Source organism: Streptomyces sp. NPDC004284 (assembly GCF_042874035.1).
Classification (GTDB): domain Bacteria; phylum Actinomycetota; class Actinomycetes; order Streptomycetales; family Streptomycetaceae; genus Streptomyces.
Genome location: NZ_JBIAMJ010000003.1, coordinates 205,168 through 221,836 on the forward strand (window position 1 = coordinate 205,168; position 16,669 = coordinate 221,836).

General features: G+C 70.2%; 14 protein-coding genes. 3 read left to right on the forward strand and 11 right to left on the reverse strand.

What is annotated here, in order from left to right; genetic code table 11:
- Window positions 1-68 precede the first annotated feature (68 nt).
- The 6 genes from ACFYUS_RS10605 to ACFYUS_RS10630 form a co-directional block, all read right to left on the reverse strand.
- Window positions 69-611 carry a hypothetical protein gene (locus ACFYUS_RS10605; RefSeq protein ID WP_388848243.1) on the reverse strand — a complete coding sequence of 181 codons (543 nt, stop codon included), beginning with the start codon at window positions 609-611 and terminating at the stop codon, window positions 69-71.
- Window positions 612-830: 219 nt separating this feature from the next.
- Complete coding sequence (locus ACFYUS_RS10610) at window positions 831-2,600, reverse strand: IucA/IucC family protein (RefSeq protein WP_388848246.1); 1,770 nt, start codon at window positions 2,598-2,600, stop codon at window positions 831-833.
- On the reverse strand, window positions 2,597-3,127 hold the full coding sequence (locus ACFYUS_RS10615; protein ID WP_388848249.1) for a GNAT family N-acetyltransferase: 531 nt from the start codon (window positions 3,125-3,127) through the stop codon (window positions 2,597-2,599). Before ACFYUS_RS10615 ends, ACFYUS_RS10610 begins: the two co-directional genes overlap by 4 nt.
- The gene (locus tag ACFYUS_RS10620) at window positions 3,124-4,395 is read right to left on the reverse strand and encodes a lysine N(6)-hydroxylase/L-ornithine N(5)-oxygenase family protein (RefSeq protein ID WP_388848252.1); all 1,272 of its coding nucleotides are present in this window, start codon (window positions 4,393-4,395) and stop codon (window positions 3,124-3,126) included. The genes ACFYUS_RS10615 and ACFYUS_RS10620 overlap by 4 nt, the downstream gene beginning before the upstream one ends.
- Window positions 4,376-5,821 (reverse strand): pyridoxal phosphate-dependent decarboxylase family protein, encoded by a 1,446-nt coding sequence (locus ACFYUS_RS10625; protein ID WP_388848255.1) that lies wholly within the window; start codon window positions 5,819-5,821, stop codon window positions 4,376-4,378. The genes ACFYUS_RS10620 and ACFYUS_RS10625 overlap by 20 nt, the downstream gene beginning before the upstream one ends.
- 122 nt (window positions 5,822-5,943) lie before the next feature.
- The gene (locus ACFYUS_RS10630; RefSeq protein ID WP_388848258.1) at window positions 5,944-6,807 is read right to left on the reverse strand and encodes a siderophore-interacting protein; all 864 of its coding nucleotides are present in this window, start codon (window positions 6,805-6,807) and stop codon (window positions 5,944-5,946) included.
- 190 nt (window positions 6,808-6,997) lie between these two features.
- Between ACFYUS_RS10630 and ACFYUS_RS10635 the strand changes: the two genes are divergently transcribed.
- Genes ACFYUS_RS10635 through ACFYUS_RS10645 form a run of 3 tightly spaced genes read left to right on the forward strand, consistent with a single transcriptional unit; the run spans window position 6,998 to window position 10,228 of the window.
- Window positions 6,998-9,199 carry a glycoside hydrolase domain-containing protein gene (locus ACFYUS_RS10635; RefSeq protein ID WP_388848261.1) on the forward strand — a complete coding sequence of 734 codons (2,202 nt, stop codon included), beginning with the start codon at window positions 6,998-7,000 and terminating at the stop codon, window positions 9,197-9,199.
- Between the two features lie 30 nt (window positions 9,200-9,229).
- Window positions 9,230-9,544 (forward strand): hypothetical protein, encoded by a 315-nt coding sequence (locus ACFYUS_RS10640; protein WP_388848264.1) that lies wholly within the window; start codon window positions 9,230-9,232, stop codon window positions 9,542-9,544.
- 27 nt (window positions 9,545-9,571) lie between these two features.
- A complete protein-coding gene (locus tag ACFYUS_RS10645; protein WP_388848267.1) occupies window positions 9,572-10,228 on the forward strand; it encodes a hypothetical protein in 657 nt (218 codons plus the stop codon).
- 62 nt (window positions 10,229-10,290) lie between these two features.
- On the opposite strand, the gene ACFYUS_RS10650 is transcribed toward ACFYUS_RS10645, so the two are convergent.
- The 5 genes from ACFYUS_RS10650 to ACFYUS_RS10670 all read right to left on the reverse strand — a co-directional run bounded on the left by ACFYUS_RS10650 (window position 10,291) and on the right by ACFYUS_RS10670 (window position 16,264).
- Window positions 10,291-11,451: an acyl-CoA dehydrogenase family protein gene (locus ACFYUS_RS10650; protein ID WP_388848270.1), complete on the reverse strand. Its 1,161-nt coding sequence runs from the start codon at window positions 11,449-11,451 to the stop codon at window positions 10,291-10,293.
- 8 nt (window positions 11,452-11,459) lie between these two features.
- Complete coding sequence (locus ACFYUS_RS10655) at window positions 11,460-12,395, reverse strand: hydroxymethylglutaryl-CoA lyase (protein WP_388848273.1); 936 nt, start codon at window positions 12,393-12,395, stop codon at window positions 11,460-11,462.
- Window positions 12,392-14,317, reverse strand: a complete 1,926-nt coding sequence (locus ACFYUS_RS10660; RefSeq protein ID WP_388848276.1) for a biotin carboxylase N-terminal domain-containing protein — start codon at window positions 14,315-14,317, stop codon at window positions 12,392-12,394. Before ACFYUS_RS10660 ends, ACFYUS_RS10655 begins: the two co-directional genes overlap by 4 nt.
- Before the next feature lie 14 nt (window positions 14,318-14,331).
- Complete coding sequence (locus ACFYUS_RS10665; RefSeq protein ID WP_388848279.1) at window positions 14,332-15,939, reverse strand: carboxyl transferase domain-containing protein; 1,608 nt, start codon at window positions 15,937-15,939, stop codon at window positions 14,332-14,334.
- A 127-nt stretch (window positions 15,940-16,066) separates the two neighbouring features.
- The gene (locus ACFYUS_RS10670; RefSeq protein WP_388848282.1) at window positions 16,067-16,264 is read right to left on the reverse strand and encodes a helix-turn-helix transcriptional regulator; all 198 of its coding nucleotides are present in this window, start codon (window positions 16,262-16,264) and stop codon (window positions 16,067-16,069) included.
- Window positions 16,265-16,669 lie beyond the last annotated feature (405 nt).

Here is a 16,669-nt window from a genome sequence, read left to right on the forward strand (position 1 = left end):
AGACGCGAAACGCCCGGCCGGGGACGCCCTGGCCGGGCGCACCCGGCGGGGTTCCGGCCGGCGGCCGGTCAGCAGAGGGCGTAGATGCAGTAGTGCTCGCTGCTCTCGGCGAAGCAGTACGTCGCGCCGCTCTCGGTGATCTCGATGTCGTTGCAGCCCGGGTCGGCGCGGAAGACCGGGGACTCGCCGCCCTGGCAGGGTCGGCCCTTTCCGGCGGACCGGCCGGCGTTCGGCCGGGGCCGCACGACGAAGGGCGGCGGGGACGAGGGGGCGGCGGAGGAGTGGAGGGCGGCGGTGTCGGAGGCGCGGACGCGGCGGAAGGACTCGACGACGACGGACGCGTCCGCGTCCACCGCGAAGTCGTAGATCTCGTCACCGGCCGTGTTGTGACGGCCGGTTGCGGTCCGGGAGGAGACGGCGGACTCGTTCACCCAGAGGATCGGGCAGTCGTCGCAGGGGCACGGATCCGTCACGCAGACGCACGACTGGATGGGGACCTGGCCGATCTGGCGCAGCGGGTGGGTGTCGGAGACGTCGAGCGGCACGCCGGTCACGGTCGTCGTGGTCGCGTGGGTGAAGGCTTTCGTGCGGGCGCTTTCGTAGGTGGCCATGGTGACTCCTGGTGAATTCGGCAGGGGCGGCGCCACGGAAGACCGGTCGCCCGGGTTGCCTCGCTGCCGAATCGATGGGGGATTCCCCTGGGATGTGGCCTTGTCAGGTCACCATTTCACGGTAGCGCGGGGCTGTGCCGCCTGCCTCTCCGGACCGGTGTGAGCCCCGGCGGAGGACCGTACTCCGGCGGGGCTCACATCGCTTCGGGGGAGGGGAGGTCAGGCGAACCGCGCGATCGGGTTCACCAGGTCGCCCACCAGCTGGAGGGCCGCCGACGGGTCCGCCAGGTCCACCATCTGCTTGTTGTTGCGCAGTTGGAGGCGGTTGAGGGCGGAGAGGGCGAAGGTCTCCGCGAACATGTCGTACTGGGCGAAGCGGTCCGACAGTTCCGGACGGGACGTCTGGTAGTCGCGCACGCACTCCGCCACCGTGCGCCAGAAGGCGTCCTCCGCGAGGACTCCCTCCGCCGCCAGGGTCGCGCCCAGGAAGCGGAAGAAGCAGTCGAAGACGTCCGTGAAGACCGACAGGAGCTTCATGTCCTCCGGGACCTCGGCGCGGATGCGCTGCACCGTCGGCGGGACGACCGCCGCCGGGTCCATCACGCAGATCTCCTCCGCGATGTCCTTGAAGATCGCCCGGACGACCGCGCCCCGCCCGTCCAGGACGAGGATCACGTTCTCGCCGTGCGGCATGTAGACCAGGTCGTACGCGTAGAAGCAGTGCAGGATCGGGAGGAGGTACGCGTCCAGGTAGCGACGGAGCCACGCGGCGGGTTCGAGACCCGACTCCTTGACCAGCGCGCCCGCGAACGACGCGCCCGCGTGGTCCACGTGGAGCAGGGACGCCATCGTCGCAAGCCGCTCGCCCTCGGCGAGCGACGGCACCGGGGACTCGCGCCAGAGCGCGGCCAGCATCTTGCGGTAGGGGGAGTAGCGGTCGGTGGCGGCCTCGTACTCCAGGTGCCGGTAGCCGACCGCCGCCCGCTCGCGGATGATCGAGAACCGGGCCGACTTCAGCGTGGAGTCGGACTCGATCAGGGTGTGCAGCCAGTCGTTGATCGCCGGGGTGGCCTCCATGTAGGCAGCCGAAAGGCCCCTCATGAAGCCCATGTTGAGGACCGAGAGGGCCGTCTTCACGTAGTGCTTCGTCGGGTCCGTCGTGTTGAAGAACGTACGGATCGACTGCTGCGCCAGGTACGTGTCGTCGCCCTCGCCCAGGTACACCAGGCGCTGCTGCGCCACCTCGGCCGCGAAGGTGACGGACAGCTTGTTCCACCACTGCCAGGGGTGGGCCGGGACGAGGAGGTAGTCGGAGAGGTCCAGGCCCCGCCCGGCCAGGGTCGCGGCGAAGGCGTCCACCGTCGCGTCGCCGAGTTCGGCGCGGACGAAGGTCTCGTAGTCGATGTCCGCGCCCGCCGTGAACGTGGCCCGGTCGCGGTGGGCGGCCAGCCAGACCAGGTGGATCCCGCTCGCCGCCTCGGGGGCGTACGCGCGGTACTCGTCGACCCCGAAGCCCAGCCGGCCGTTGTTGGCGACGAAGCAGGGGTGGCCCTCGGTCATCCCGGTCTCGATCGCCTGGAAGCCGGCGCGGGCCAGCTCGGCGGAGGTCACGGGCGGCTTGGTCGCCTTGTACGCCGTACCGGCCAGGGTGGAGGAGATCTCCTCCAGGTAGACCGGGAGGACCTCGTCGCTCAGGCCGAGGGAGCCCCGCAGCTCGGTGATGAACTGGAGTGCGTCCAGCGGGAGTTGTTCGTCCCCCCGGTGACGGCTGATCGAGTCCGGATAGACCTGCCAGTGGTCGAGCGCGAAACGGTCGGCGGTGAAGCGGTACTCGGTGCCGCCGTCGTCGCTGAGGACCTGGTAGCGGCTCTCGCCCAGCTCCCGCGGGTCGATCAGCCGCTCGTGGGCGAACTCGGCGAGGCCCTTGCGGATCAGGGCGCGGTTGGCGGCGGCCCAGCGCTCGGGGGTGAGGTGTGCGACGGGGTTCATGCGGACGCTCCGACGGCGGTCTCGAACTGGGCGCGGGTGCAGAAGCTGAGGAGGGCCTTCTTCTCCGGCTTCCGTATCTCCCCGAAGGGGACGAAGCCGACGGCCTCGTTGAGCGCGTGGACGGCCTTGTTCCGGACGTCGGGCTCGACGACCACGCGGGCGGTCGCCGGGTCGGCGAACAGCTCCGTCATCACGGCCGTGATCACCCGCCGGGTGAAACCGTGTACGGGGGTGTCGCTCGGAGCCACCAGGAAGTGCATGCCCACGTCGCCGGGACGCGGCTCGTACAGCCCGACCAGCTCGACCTGCGCGGGGTCGTAGCGCTCCATCAGGAAGGCCGGCTCGCCGTCCACCAGGCCGATGAAGGCGTCGTGGTGCGGGTGCGCGGCGATCGCCGTGTACTCGCGCTCGACGTCCTGGAGCTTCGCGTCCTGCATCATCCAGAAGGCGGCCTTGGGGTGGGTGACCCAGGGGTGGATCAGCTCCGCGTCCGCGAGGGGGTCGAGGGGCCGGATGTCGATGCTCATGCTGCGAACTCCTGGAACGCGATGGTCTTCTCTACCGGGTAGTACTCGGAGCCCAGCATCTCCCCGATGATGTACGCGTTGCGGTACGGGCCCATGCCCAGGTCCGGCGAGGTGATCGAGTGCGTGTGCACGCCGGCGTTCTGGAGGAAGATCCCCCGGCCCGTGGTGTCGATCGCGTAGTTGCGGGCCACGTCGAAGCGGCCGCGCCCGTCGAAGCGGAGGCGGTCCTCGATCGGCTTCAGGAAGGCGGGGACCGTGTACTTGTAGCCGGTGGCGAGGATCAGGCCCTCGGTCTCGATCGTGAAGTCCTTCTCCTGTTCCTCCTGGCGGAAGCCCAGTGTGTACGAGCCCGTCGTGGCGTCGTGAGCGGCCGAGTGCAGGGCCGAGTTGGTGAGGAGGCGGGTGGGGACCGGGCCGCCCAGGTTCTTCTGGTAGAGCAGGTCGAAGATGGCGTCGATGAGCTCGCCGTCGATGCCCTTGAAGAGGCCCTTCTGCCGGGTCTCCAGGCGGTAGCGGGTCTCCTCGGGCAGGGCGTGGAAGTAGTCCACGTACTCCGGGGAGGTCATCTCCAGGGTGAGCTTGGTGTATTCGAGGGGGAAGAAGCGGGGGGAGCGGGTCACCCAGTTGAGCCGGTAGCCGTGGGTGTCGATCTCGCTCAGGAGGTCGTAGTAGATCTCGGCGGCGCTCTGGCCGCTGCCGACCAGGGTGATCGACTTCTTCTTCTGGAGCTCCTCCTTGTTCGGGAGGTAGCGCGAGTTGTGGATCAGGTCGCCGCCGAGGCCCTCGCAGGTCTCGGGGATGTGGGGCGGGGTGCCGGTGCCGAGGACGAGCCGGGCGGACCGGAACGTTTCTCCTGTCTCGGTGGTGACCACGTACAGCTCTGCGGTCTCGTCGTACGCGACCGACGCGACCGTCGTCGAGAAGCGGATCGAGGTGAGCTTCCCGGCGGCCCAGCGGCAGTAGTCGTCGTACTCGGTCCGCAGCGGGTAGAAGTTCTCGCGGATGTAGAAGGAGTAGAGGCGGCCCTTCTCCTTCAGGTAGTTGAGGAAGGAGTACGGCGAGGTCGGGTCCGCGAGGGTGACCAGGTCCGACATGAACGGGGTCTGGAGGTGGGCGCCTTCGAGGAACATCCCCGAGTGCCACTCGAAGTCCGGCTTCGACTCCAGGAAGACGCCGTTCAGTTCGGCGATCGGCTCGGTCAGGCAGGCGAGTCCGAGGTTGAACGGACCGAGCCCGATGCCGATGAAATCAAGAGGCTGCGTGGACAAGGTTCTCTCCCAGGTACTGCTCGGCGTGGCCGGCGATGAGGTCGAGGACTGCGGCGATGTCGGCCGGCGTCGTCTCGGGGTTGAGCAGGGTGAACTTGAGGTACTGGCGGCCGTCGACCTTGGTGCCGGCGACGACGGCCTCGCCGGAGGCGAACAGGGCCTTGCGGGCGTAGAGGTTGGCCAGGTCGACCTCCACGGGGGAGGTGGCGGCCTCCGGGACGTAGCGGTAGACGAGGGTGGAGAGCTGCGGCTCGACCACGACCTCGTAGCGCGGGTCGGCGGTGAGGAGCGCGAAGCCCTCCGCGGCCAGGTCGCAGACCTCGTCGAAGAGCTCCCCGACGCCGTCGGCGCCCATCACGCGCAGGGTCATCCAGAGCTTGAGCGCGTCGAAGCGGCGGGTGGTCTGGAGGGACTTGTCGACCTGGTTGGGGATCCGCTCGGCCAGCGTCCGGCGGGGGTTGAGGTAGTCCGCGTGGTACGTCGCGTGGCGCAGGGTGGCACCGTCGCGGACCAGGAGGGCGGAGGAACTCACCGGCTGGAAGAAGGACTTGTGGTAGTCGACGGTGACGGAGTCGGCCCGCTCGATGCCGTCCAGGAGGTGGCGGCGGGTCGTGGAGGCGAGCAGTCCGCAGCCGTAGGCCGCGTCGACGTGCATCCAGGCGCCGTACTCCCGGGCGAGGGCGGCGATCTCGGGCAGCGGGTCGATGGAGCCGAAGTCGGTGGTGCCGGCGGTGGCGACGATCGCCATCGGGACCAGGCCCTCGGCGCGACAGGCCTCCAGCTCGGCGGCGAGGACGACGGACTGCATCCGCTTGTTCCCGTCGACGGGTACGGAGACGACGGCGTCGCGGCCGAGTCCGAGCAGCCGGGCGGACTTCTGGACGCTGAAGTGGCTGCACTCGGAGGAGAAGATCCGCAGCTTCGACAGGTCGGTCACCCCGGTCTCCTCGCGGGCGAGGAGCAGGGCCTGGAGGTTGGACTGCGTGCCGCCGCTGGTGAACACGCCGTCGGCGAGCGGGCCGAGGCCGATGCGGCCGGCGGTCCAGTCGATCAGTTTCCGCTCGATGAGGGTGCCGCCGGCGCTCTGGTCCCAGGTGTCGAGCGAGGAGTTGACGGCCGAGAGGACGGCCTCGCCGAGGACGGCGGGGATGACCACCGGGCAGTTGAGGTGCCCGAGGTAGCGGGGGTGGTGGAAGTAGACGGCGTCGCGGAGGTAGACGCCCTCCAGCTCGTCGAGGGCGGCGGAGGAGTCACCGAGCGGCCTGTCGAGGTCGACGGCGTCGATCGCGGGGGCCAGTGCGGCGGGCGTGACGCCCGTGAACGGGCTGCGCGTCGCGGCGAGTTTTCTCGCCACCCGCTCGACTCCTTCGGTGACGGAACGTCGGTAGACGTCCGCCGTCGTGTCGTTGAGCAGGTGGGAGCGCATGTGGGGGCCCTTCCGGGAGCGGACTCGGTCGGCGTAAGTAAGGTTAGCCTAACCTAATTTCGACCACGGAAAAGCCCCCCGGCTCCGATGGGCCGAGGGGCTGCCGATGAACGGCTCGTTCGTCACGCCTCTCCCCGTGCCTCTTCCTGCGTCTCGTCCGGCACCTCGCGCAGGGCGTCCTCCGACAGGCCCTTGCGCCAGTAGCCGACGAACGTGACCCGGCGCCGGTCGAGCCCCCGTTCCCGTACGAAGTGGCGGCGCAGCGCCTTCACGGCCCCCGACTCGCCCGCGATCCAGACGTACGGGGCCGTCCCGGGCAGTTCGGCGCCGGACACCGCGTCCACGGCGGACGGCGCCCCCTCCTCCCGTACGAGCCAGGTGACCGTGGCGTCCGCCCGGGTCGTGAGCTCCATCCGGTCGCCGGAGTGCGGCACTTCGAGGAACACCCGGGCGCGGGTCTCCGCCGGCAGCCACTCCAGGATCGCGGAGGCGGCGGGGAGGGCCGTCTCGTCGGCCCAGATCAGTACGGAGTCGGCGTCCTCGGGCAGCTGGAAGCGGACGCCCGTGTTCGCGGCGACCGCCGGACCCAGGACCACCACCCGGTCGCCGGGCTCGGCGCGGCCGGCCCAGCGGCAGGCGGGGCCGCCGTCCCCGTGGAGGGCGAAGTCGATGTCGATCTCGTGCGCGGGCTCGGTGCGCTGCTCGCGGACGGTGTACGAGCGCATCACGGCCCGCTCCTCGTGGGGCATCGCGCGCCAGGCGCCGAGGATCGCGTACATGTCCGGGTCGTCCAGGGGCGGCAGGAGCGGCGCCTCCTGGCCGGGGTGCGGCAGGAAGAGGGAGAGCGACTGGTCGCGGCCCCCGGAGGCGAAGCCCTTCAGGTCGTCCCCGGTGAAGGTGATCCGGACCAGGGACGGGGCGAGTCGCCGGGTCCGGTCGACCTGGAGGGAGAAGAACTGGAAGGGGGCGGTCTCGGCGTTCGTCATCGGGTCGGGGCACCTTCTCGGTCGGCTCGGGTCGGCCCGGGCAGGTCGAAGATAGGTTAGCCTAACCTCATTTTGATCAACAGGGGGGCTCCGCTGCTAAGGTCTGGCTGATTCTGGAGAGGGGGGCTCCTTCGTTTCGGCGACGGCGTGACGCCTCTCCGCGTGCGTTGCCAGATTGCGAAGGAGATCCATGGCTGACGCGATGGTCGAGAGGGCCCAGCGCTTCATCAACTCGACCTACAACAACGGGGCGATGCTGGGCATATCCAAGCTGGACGAGGACGGCAAGACCGGCTGGACGGTCATGTACGCCCTCACTCGGGCCCTCCAGTACGAGATGGGCCTCACCAGCCTGTCGAACGCCTTCGGGCCCACCACGCTGTCCACGCTGCAGTCGAAGTACCCGAGCCTCAACGCCTCCACGATGCCGTCGGCGAACTTCTGCCGCATCATCCAGTCCGCCCTGTACTGCAAGGGCTACGACGGCGGCGAGATCGACGGCATCTACAACAGCCGGGTCCAGAGCGCCGTGGCGCAGCTCAAGCTCCACATGGGCGTGGACAGCGCCTACCCGGGCACGTCCCTGGAGCCGAAGGTCGTCAAGGCCCTGCTCACCATGGACGCCTACGTCAGCCTCAGCGGCGGCAACGAGCAGATCCGCACCGTCCAGCGGTGGCTGAACGCGCGCTATGTGAACCGCCGGGACTTCTACATCATCCCCGCCGACGGCTACCACTCCCGCGACGTCGCGAAGTCCATGCTGTTCGCCATCCAGTACGAGCTGGGCATGGCCGACGGCGTCGCCAACGGCAACTTCGGCCCCGGCACCCAGTCCGGCCTGAAGTCCCACACCGTCGGCCAGGGCAACAGCAGCACCTGGGCGTACCTGTTCACGGCCGCGATGGTCCTCAACAAGCGCAACGTCCTCTTCGGCGAGTTCACCGGCGGGGTCCAGAGCGAGGTCGAGACCTTCCAGGCCTTCTCCCTGCTTCCGGTGACCGGCGTCGGCGACTACGCCACCTGGTCCTCGCTGCTCGTCTCGTACGGCGACCAGACCCGCAAGGGCAGCGCCTGCGACTGCGTCACCAAGATCACGCCGGAGCGCGCCCAGACCCTCGTCAACGCGGGCTACACGTACGTCGGCCGGTACCTCTACAACCCCTTCCCGAACGGCAAGCTGCCCGAGAAGCAGATCCAGCCGGGCGAGCTGGAGACGATCAAGAACTACGGGCTGCGCTGCTTCCCGATCTACCAGACGTTCTCCGACTCGCTGAACTACTTCAAGTACGGCCAGGGCTGCGTCGACGGGACCAGCGCCGTCGAATGGGCGCGGGCGCACGGCTTCAAGCCGGGCTCGATCATCTACTTCGCCGTCGACTACGACGCCATGGACGGCGAGGTCACCTCCAACATCCTCCCGCACTTCCGCGGCGTCTCCCGGACCGTCACCGAGAACTCGGGCTACCGGGTCGGCGTCTACGGCCCGCGCAACATCTGCCAGCGCGTCACCGACGCCGGGTACGCCGAGACCGCCTTCGTCTCCGACATGTCGGCCGGCTTCTCCGGAAACCTGGGCTACCCGCTGCCGACGAAGTGGGCCTTCGACCAGATCTCCACGATCACGGTCGGCTCCGGCACCGGCGCGATCAACATCGACAACGACATGGCCTCCGGCCGCGACCAGGGCCAGGCGGACTTCGACCCGCCCGCCGGGATCGTCTCCGGCCTGGACAGGGACCTCAACCAGGCCGCGTACAAGGCGCCCCTGCTCGCCGACATCCAGTCGTACCTCACCTCCATCGGCGTCCCCGAGACCGGCGGCGAGGGCTGGACCCTGGACGGCGACTGGGTCACGTACGGGGCCGTCACCACCACCGAGGCCTTCAACCACGTCATCGACGCCGACTACCTGTTCACCAACCTCGCCAGGACGCTCAAGATCCGCAAGGCGCTCATCCAGGCCCCGGTCCTGTGGGAGCTGCGCAAGCTGAACGCCCTCGACGCGGTCGCCGACGAGGCCGTCAAGGCCGGCCTCAAGGACGACTGCAGCACCGGCTGGGGCCAGATCTTCGCCTGGGTCACCATCCAGGCCCGGAACTACTGCATCCAGCAGGGCCTCCTCAACGCCACCCCGCTGACCAGCGCCGACACCAAGGCCGTCTGGGACCAGCTGCAGGACCCCGAGTACAACATCCGCTCGGTCGCGTACCTGACGATGTACAACGCCCACCAGCTCGGCATCCCCTCGCCGTCGCTGACCACCAGCCTCGCCGACACCCAGGCCCTGCTCGCCCGGTACAACGGCACCGGCGACAAGGCGGCGCAGTACGGACGCGAGCTCGTCGGCCTGTACCAGGTCCTGGAGAACTACAACGCCCTCAGCCGCGTCTAGCGGCCCCCACCGATCGCGAAGAATGGGTGCATGAGGAAGCTTTTCGTGCCGGCCGTGGTGAACCTGCTGCTCGGCGTGCCCGGAATCGTTCCGTACTTCCTGGTCTGGTACGTCCTGGCCAACGGGCCGCTCGCCGCCCTCGGGTGGACGACGCAGGACCCGAACGAGAACGACGGCATGCTGCTGTGGCTGGTCATCGTCGTACCGGTCCTCGGGATCTACGGCCTCGTCTGGGGCCTGGTGAACCGGCGCCTCGCGCGCCGGACACCCGCCCCGGGGTCCGTGTTCTGGACGGTGTGCGCGGTGGCTTCCCTGGCGCCCTTCCTGGCGATCGGGCTGTTCTGACGAAGACTTGAGAGGAGAACGAAGCACATGCAGCAGAAGATGACGCGCCGTACGGTCGTGCGGACCGCCGCCGTCGTGGGCGCGGCCGCCGCCCTCAGCCCGGTCCTGTCCGCCACGGCCGTCGCCGCGCCGAGCGCGGGGGCCGCCGACGGCACCGTCCCGGGGGCCCACAAGCCCAGGCGCCCGGCGACGTCCGCGAACGGCTGGACCATCCAGACGAACGTCGACCGCGACTCCCAGGTGTGGACGCGCTCGGTGGCCGGCGCCGGACTGACCGTGCCGGTGTGGATCGGCGACGTCGAGACCGTCCTGCTCCACGTGGTGCGCCGCTTCCACTACGAGGTGGAGGAGCTCCACACCGGAGACCTCGCCGGCTGGCGCCCCGCCAAGGAGGTGCGCCGCCGCCACCCCGAGTCGAACCTCGCGTCCGGCACGGCCGTGCGGATCCGCCCGGGCATCGGGGCGACGCACGGAACGCTGTTCCCGCTCCAGACCGACACCGTCCGCGCCATCCTCGCGGACTGCGACGGCGTGGTCCGCTGGGGCGGCGACGACGAGCCGGTGGACGAGTCCCTCTTCTACATCGCCGTCGGCCCGCTCGACCCGCGCCTCGCCGCGCTCGCGGCCCGCATCCGCGAGTGGAACGCCACGCCGGGCGAGGGCGCCGGAGTGACGGCCGGCTAGTCCGGCACGCGGAAGGGGCGTGCGGCTTCAAGCCGCACGCCCCTTCTTCTTCACGCGTCCCGTCAGGCCGGCAGGCCCAGCTCCCGGGCGATCAGCATCCGCTGGACCTCGCTGGTGCCCTCGCCGATCTCCAGGATCTTCGAGTCGCGCCACATGCGGGCCACCGGGTACTCGTTCATGAAGCCGTAGCCGCCGTGGATCTGGGTCGCCTCGCGGGCGTTGTCGACGGCCACCGTGGAGGAGTACAGCTTCGCGATCGCCGCCTCCTTCTTGAAGGACTCGCCGAGGACGAGGCGGGAGGCCGCGTCGCGCCAGCCGATGCGGGCCATGTGGGCCTTCATCTCCATGTCGGCGATCTTGAACTGGACGGCCTGGTAGGTGCTGATCGGCGAGCCGAAGGCGTGACGTTCCTTCGCGTACTTGACCGACTCGTCCACACAGCCCTGCGCGAGACCCGTGGCGAGCGCGGCGATGGCGACCCGGCCCTCGTCCAGGATCCGCAGGAACTGGGCGTAACCGCGGCCCTCCTCGCCGAGCAGGTTCTCCACCGGGACGCGGACGTCGTCGAAGGAGAGCTCGCGGGTGTCCGAGGCGTTCCAGCCGACCTTCGAGTACGGGGCGGCGACCGTGAAGCCCGGGGTGCCGGACGGGACGATGATCGAGGAGATCAGCGGACGGCCGTCGGGCTTGCGGCCGGTGACCGCCGTGACCGTCACCAGACCCGTGATGTCCGTACCGGAGTTGGTGATGAAGCACTTCGAACCGTTGATGACCCAGTGGTCGCCGTCCCGGACGGCGGTGGTGCGGGTGCCGCCGGCGTCGCTGCCCGCACCCGGCTCGGTCAGGCCGAACGCGCCGAGCATCTCGCCGGAGCACAGCTTCGGCAGCCACGCCCGCTTCTGCTCCTCCGTACCGAAGCGGTAGACCGGCATCGCGCCGAGCGAGACGCCCGCCTCCAGGGTGATGGCCACGGAGGAGTCGACCCGGGCCAGCTCCTCCAGGGCGATCCCGAGCGCCAGGTAGTCGCCGCCCATGCCGCCGTACTCCTCGGGGAACGGCAGGCCGAACAGGCCCATGCGGCCCATCTCGGCGACGATCTCGTACGGGAACTCGTGCCGCTCGTAGTAGTCGCCGATCTTCGGCGCGACGACGTCGTGCGCGAACTCCTCGACGGTGCGGCGGAGTTCCTCGTGCTCTTCGGAGAGCCGGTGGTCGAGGGACATGTCTTTCGTCACTCCTTGTGGGAGAGGGCGCGGACGGTACGGGAAGGGCTGGGCCGGCCCAGCTGTTCGGCCATCCACACGCTCGTGGCGGTGAGGGCGGCCAGATCGACCCCGGTCTCGATGCCGAGACCGTCGAGCATCCACACGAGGTCCTCGGTGGCGAGATTGCCGGTCGCGCTCTTCGCGTACGGGCAGCCGCCGAGGCCGCCGGCGGAGGCGTCGACCGTGGTCACCCCGTGGCGCAGGGCGGCCAGGGTGTTGGACAGGGCCTGCCCGTACGTGTCGTGGAAGTGCACGGCGATACGGGAGGTGGGGACACCGGCGCCGTTGAGCTCGGTGAGGAGCCTCTGCACATGACCGGGGGTCGCGACCCCGATCGTGTCCCCGAGGCTCAGCTCGTCGCAGCCCATGTCGGCGAGGGCCTTGGTGACCTTGACGACCTGCTCGACCGGGACGGCGCCCTCCCAGGGGTCGCCGAAGCACATCGACAGATAGCCGCGGACCTTCAGCCCGGCCTCCACGGCCCGGGTGACGGTCGGCTCGAACATCGCGAGCGCCTCGTCGACGGTCCGGTTCAGATTGGCCTTCGCGAAGGACTCGGTCGCCGAGGCGAACACGGCGACCTCGCGGGCGCCGAGCGCGAGGGCCCGGTCGAGCCCCCGCTCGTTCGGCACGAGCACCGGAAGCCGCACGGGCAGGTCCTTGACCTGCGGGAACAGCTCCTCGGCATCGGCGAGCTGCGGCACCCACTTCGGGTGCACGAAGCTCGTCGCCTCGATGGTCGTCAGACCCGCGGCGGCGAGCCGCCGCACGAACTCGGCCTTCACCTCCGTCGGGACGGCCGTCTTCTCGTTCTGCAGCCCGTCCCGGGCGCCGACCTCGTGGATCCGGACCCGCGCGGGGAGCGCGGGATCGGGCACGGTCATCGGCAGTCCGCCGCTCATGCGTCCTCCTCCTCACGGGGCGTCACCACGGCCAGGATCTGGTCCATGGCGACGGTGGTGCCGGGCGTGACGTCCAGCTCGGTGACGGTGCCGGCGTGCGGGGCGGAGATGACGTGCTCCATCTTCATCGCCTCGACCACCAGCAGACTCTGCCCGGCCTCCACCTCGTCCCCGACGGACACCTTCACGACGGTCACGGTCCCCGGCATGGGCGCGGCCAGCGTGTCGGCACCCCCGTGCCGGGCGCCGGAGAGCGCGGCCTCGACGGGGTCGTGGTCCATGACGTGCCAGGAGTCCCCGTCCCGGCCGAGCCAGTGGCCGGCGCGGCGGAAGGTGTGGGTGACGCCGTCCACGGTGACGGTCACCCCGGCGGCCGTGACCCGGGCGGCACCCGGCGCCTCGACCGCCACCGGCTCCAGTCCCGGTACGCGTACGGGGAAGGAGAGCGGGGCCGGTGCGCCGCCCAGGCGCCAGCCGCTCGGCACCGAGAAGGGGTCCGTCCAGCCGTCCCGGGGCGCCGGGGCCAGCCCGGCGCGCCGCACGGCCGCCGCCGCCGCGTACACCTCCTCCGGGACGTCCCCGGACACCAGGCTCTCCGCGTCCCGCTCCACCAGGCCCGTGTCCAGGTCGCCCGCGACGACGTCCGGGTGGGCGAGGAGGCGGCGCAGGAAGCCCGCGTTGGTGGGGACGCCCAGGGTGACCAGCTCGGCGAGGGCCGCGCGCAGCTTCCGCAGGGCCGTCGGCCGGTCGGCCGCGTGGACGATGACCTTCGACAGCATCGGGTCGTAGAGGGACGAGACCTCCGTGCCCTCCGAGAGGCCCGAGTCCGTGCGGACGCCGTTCCCCTGCGGCTCGTGCAGGGCGAGGACCGTACCGCCCGAGGGCAGGAAGCCGCGCGAGGGGTCCTCGGCGCAGATGCGGGCCTCGATCGCCCAGCCGTCGAGGCGGACGTCCTCCTGCGCGAAGGGCAGCGGCTCGCCCGCCGCCACCCGCAGCTGCCACTCCACCAGGTCGACGCCCGTGATGAGCTCGGTCACCGGGTGCTCGACCTGGAGACGCGTGTTCATCTCCATGAAGTAGTACGAGGAGGGGTCGCCGCCCGGCACGATGAACTCGACCGTGCCCGCGCCCACATAGCCGCAGGAACGCGCCGCCTCGACCGCCGCCGCGCCCATCGAGGCCCGGATCTCCGGGGTGAGCAGGACGCTCGGCGCCTCCTCGATGATCTTCTGGTGGCGGCGCTGGAGGGAGCACTCGCGCTCGCCCAGGTGGATCACGTTCCCGTGGGCGTCCGCCAGGACCTGGATCTCGATGTGCCGGGGCCGGTCGATCCACCGCTCCACGAGCAGCGTGTCGTCGCCGAAGGACGCCCGCGCCTCCCGGCGGGCCGCCGCGATCTCCTCGTCCAGGACCGCCAGGTCCCGCACCAGGCGCATGCCCTTGCCGCCGCCGCCCGCACTGGGCTTCAGCAGGACGGGCGCGCCCAGCTCATGGGCCGCGGCGGCGATCTCCGGGTCGGCCGCGCCGGGCACGACCGGCACGCCCGCGGCCTTCACGGTGTCCTTCGCCCGGATCTTGTCGCCCATGAGGGAGATCGCGGTGGCGGACGGCCCGATGAAGACGAGACCCGCGTCGGCGCAGGCCTGCGCGAACCCGGCGTTCTCCGCGAGGAAGCCGTAGCCGGGGTGGACGGCCTGCGCCCCGGTCCGCCGGGCCGCGTCGAGCAGGGCCGGGACGGACAGGTACGACTCGGCGGCCGGCGGCGGACCGATCCGTACCGCCGTGTCCGCCTCCCGTACGTGCCGGGCGTCGGCGTCCGCGTCGCTGTAGACGGCCACCGAGCGCACGCCCATCTCCCGCAGGGTGCGGATGACGCGGACGGCGATCTCGCCCCGGTTGGCCACAAGGACGGTGTCGAACATGATCCGAGAACCCCTCACATCCGGAAGACGCCGAACTGGGGGTCACCCAGGGGCGCGTTGGCACAGGCGGTCAGGGCGAGGCCGAGGACCTGCCGGGTCTCCAGCGGGTCGATGACCCCGTCGTCCCACAGCCGGGCGGTCGCGTAGTAGGCGCTGCCCTGCGTCTCGTACTGCTCGCGGATCGGGGCCTTGAAGGCCTCTTCCTCCTCGGCGCTCCACCCGTCGCCGAGCTGGTCGCGCTTGACGGTCGCGAGGACGGAGGCGGCCTGCTCGCCGCCCATGACCGAGATCTTGGCGTTGGGCCACATCCACAGGAAGCGGGGGGAGTAGGCCCGGCCGCACATCGAGTAGTTGCCCGCGCCGTACGAACCGCCGACGACGACGGTCAGCTTCGGGACGCGGGTGGTCGCCACGGCCGTGACCATCTTGGCGCCGTGCTTGGCGATGCCGCCGTGCTCGTACGCCTTGCCGACCATGAAGCCGGTGATGTTCTGGAGGAAGACGAGCGGGATCCCGCGCTGGTCGCACAGCTCGATGAAGTGCGCGCCCTTCTGGGCGGACTCGGCGAACAGGATGCCGTTGTTGGCGACGATGCCGACCGGGTGGCCGTGGATCCGGGCGAAGCCGGTGACGAGCGTCTGCCCGTACTCGGACTTGAACTCCTGGAAGCGGGAGCCGTCCACGACCCGGGCGATGACCTCGCGCACGTCGTAGGGGGTGCGGGAGTCGACGGGCACGGCCCCGTACAGCCCGTACGGGTCGACCTTCGGCTCCTCGGCCGGCTCGACCGACCAGGGCAGCGGGCCGCGCTCCGGGAGCGTGGCGACGATGTTCCGGACGATCCGCAGCGCGTGTGCGTCGTCCTCGGCGAGGTGGTCGGTGACGCCGGAGATCCGGGAGTGGACCTCGCCGCCGCCGAGCTCCTCGGCCGTCACGACCTCGCCGGTCGCCGCCTTCACCAGCGGCGGACCGCCCAGGAAGATCGTGCCCTGGTTCCGTACGATCACGGCCTCGTCGCTCATCGCGGGCACGTACGCGCCGCCGGCCGTGCAGGAGCCCATGACGGCCGCGATCTGCGGGATGCCCGCGCCGGACATCCGGGCCTGGTTGTAGAAGATCCGGCCGAAGTGCTCCCGGTCCGGGAAGACCTCGTCCTGCATCGGCAGGAAGGCGCCGCCCGAGTCGACCAGGTAGAGGCAGGGGAGACGATTCTCCAGCGCCACCTCCTGCGCCCGCAGGTGCTTCTTCACCGTCATCGGGTAGTACGTGCCGCCCTTGACGGTCGCGTCGTTCGCGACGATCACGCACTCGCGGCCGCTCACCCGCCCGATGCCCGCGATGACACCGGCCGCCGGGGCCTGGTCGCCGTACATCCCGTTCGCCGCCAGCGGTGCCAGCTCCAGGAACGGCGAGCCCGGGTCGAGCAGCGTGTCCACCCGGTCCCGCGGCAACAGCTTGCCGCGCGCGGTGTGCCGGGCCCTGGACTTCTCACCGCCGCCCAGGGCGGCCGCCGCGAGCTTGGCGCGCAGGGTCGCGGCCAGCTCGTGATGCGCCGCCTCGTTGGCCTGCCAGGCCGGCGAGGCGGGATCCGCCGCACTCGACAGCACAGGTGCCTGCTGCATCGACCGATCTCCCTTGTCCGGTTAATGAGCGTTAACGTATGGCGCCAAGGTTAACGACCGCTAACCGGGTTGTCTATCGTCCAAGTCCGCCGAGTCTCAGGGGTGTGGCTCGCTTGGTGGCGAAACGTTACGGCCGCCTGCGTGCAGGGTGTCGTTCTCGCCATGCGTCGAGCTGATCGATCGGCCAGAGCGGGGTTCGTCCCACGTGGAGGGGGGTGGGGAAATCGCCGTGCTGGCCGTTGAGGTTGTAAACGGTCTTGATGCTGATGCCGAGGTGGTCGGCGGCCTGCTGCGCGGTGAGATATCCGGGGATCGTTGCTGTCATGGGTGAAACGTACCGGATTTGCAGGTGTTGACTTCCCGTAATATCTTGCGGGAAGTCAACACCCGGAGGGGGGTGATGGACGTGCGGGCCGCTCGCAGGTGTCGGGGGAAGGGCAAGGCCCCGAAGTGGACGAAGCCCGACGACGGGGTCGTGTCGGTGATGGTGTTGCCGCTGGCCGTCACCGACCCCGCCGACCTCGCCCGGCTGAGCAGCTTGTACGGGGCGATGTGGTCGATCAAGCATGCCGTTCAGCGTGATGCCCGAGCCAAGGTGGACGCTTACTGGGCCGCGACGCATGAGCGGCACAGGCAAGGGGCGAAGACTGTAAGGCAGCGTCTGGGGCTATCTCGTAACGGTCTGGAACGCTGTGCTTACGCCCATCTGGAAGCCTCCGGGCACCTCAAG

Excerpts from the sequence above, each read along its gene's own strand:
- ACFYUS_RS10605 (WP_388848243.1), bottom strand. The coding sequence starts at position 611 with ATGGCCACCTACGAAAGCGCCCGCACGAAAGCCTTCACCCACGCGACC.
- ACFYUS_RS10610 (WP_388848246.1), bottom strand. The coding sequence starts at position 2,600 with ATGAACCCCGTCGCACACCTCACCCCCGAGCGCTGGGCCGCCGCCAAC.
- ACFYUS_RS10615 (WP_388848249.1), bottom strand. The coding sequence starts at position 3,127 with ATGAGCATCGACATCCGGCCCCTCGACCCCCTCGCGGACGCGGAGCTG.
- ACFYUS_RS10625 (WP_388848255.1), bottom strand. The coding sequence starts at position 5,821 with ATGCGCTCCCACCTGCTCAACGACACGACGGCGGACGTCTACCGACGT.
- ACFYUS_RS10630 (WP_388848258.1), bottom strand. The coding sequence starts at position 6,807 with ATGACGAACGCCGAGACCGCCCCCTTCCAGTTCTTCTCCCTCCAGGTC.
- ACFYUS_RS10635 (WP_388848261.1), top strand. The coding sequence starts at position 6,998 with ATGGCTGACGCGATGGTCGAGAGGGCCCAGCGCTTCATCAACTCGACC.
- ACFYUS_RS10640 (WP_388848264.1), top strand. The coding sequence starts at position 9,230 with ATGAGGAAGCTTTTCGTGCCGGCCGTGGTGAACCTGCTGCTCGGCGTG.
- ACFYUS_RS10645 (WP_388848267.1), top strand. The coding sequence starts at position 9,572 with ATGCAGCAGAAGATGACGCGCCGTACGGTCGTGCGGACCGCCGCCGTC.
- ACFYUS_RS10650 (WP_388848270.1), bottom strand. The coding sequence starts at position 11,451 with ATGTCCCTCGACCACCGGCTCTCCGAAGAGCACGAGGAACTCCGCCGC.
- ACFYUS_RS10655 (WP_388848273.1), bottom strand. The coding sequence starts at position 12,395 with ATGAGCGGCGGACTGCCGATGACCGTGCCCGATCCCGCGCTCCCCGCG.
- ACFYUS_RS10660 (WP_388848276.1), bottom strand. The coding sequence starts at position 14,317 with ATGTTCGACACCGTCCTTGTGGCCAACCGGGGCGAGATCGCCGTCCGC.
- ACFYUS_RS10665 (WP_388848279.1), bottom strand. The coding sequence starts at position 15,939 with ATGCAGCAGGCACCTGTGCTGTCGAGTGCGGCGGATCCCGCCTCGCCG.
- ACFYUS_RS10670 (WP_388848282.1), bottom strand. The coding sequence starts at position 16,264 with ATGACAGCAACGATCCCCGGATATCTCACCGCGCAGCAGGCCGCCGAC.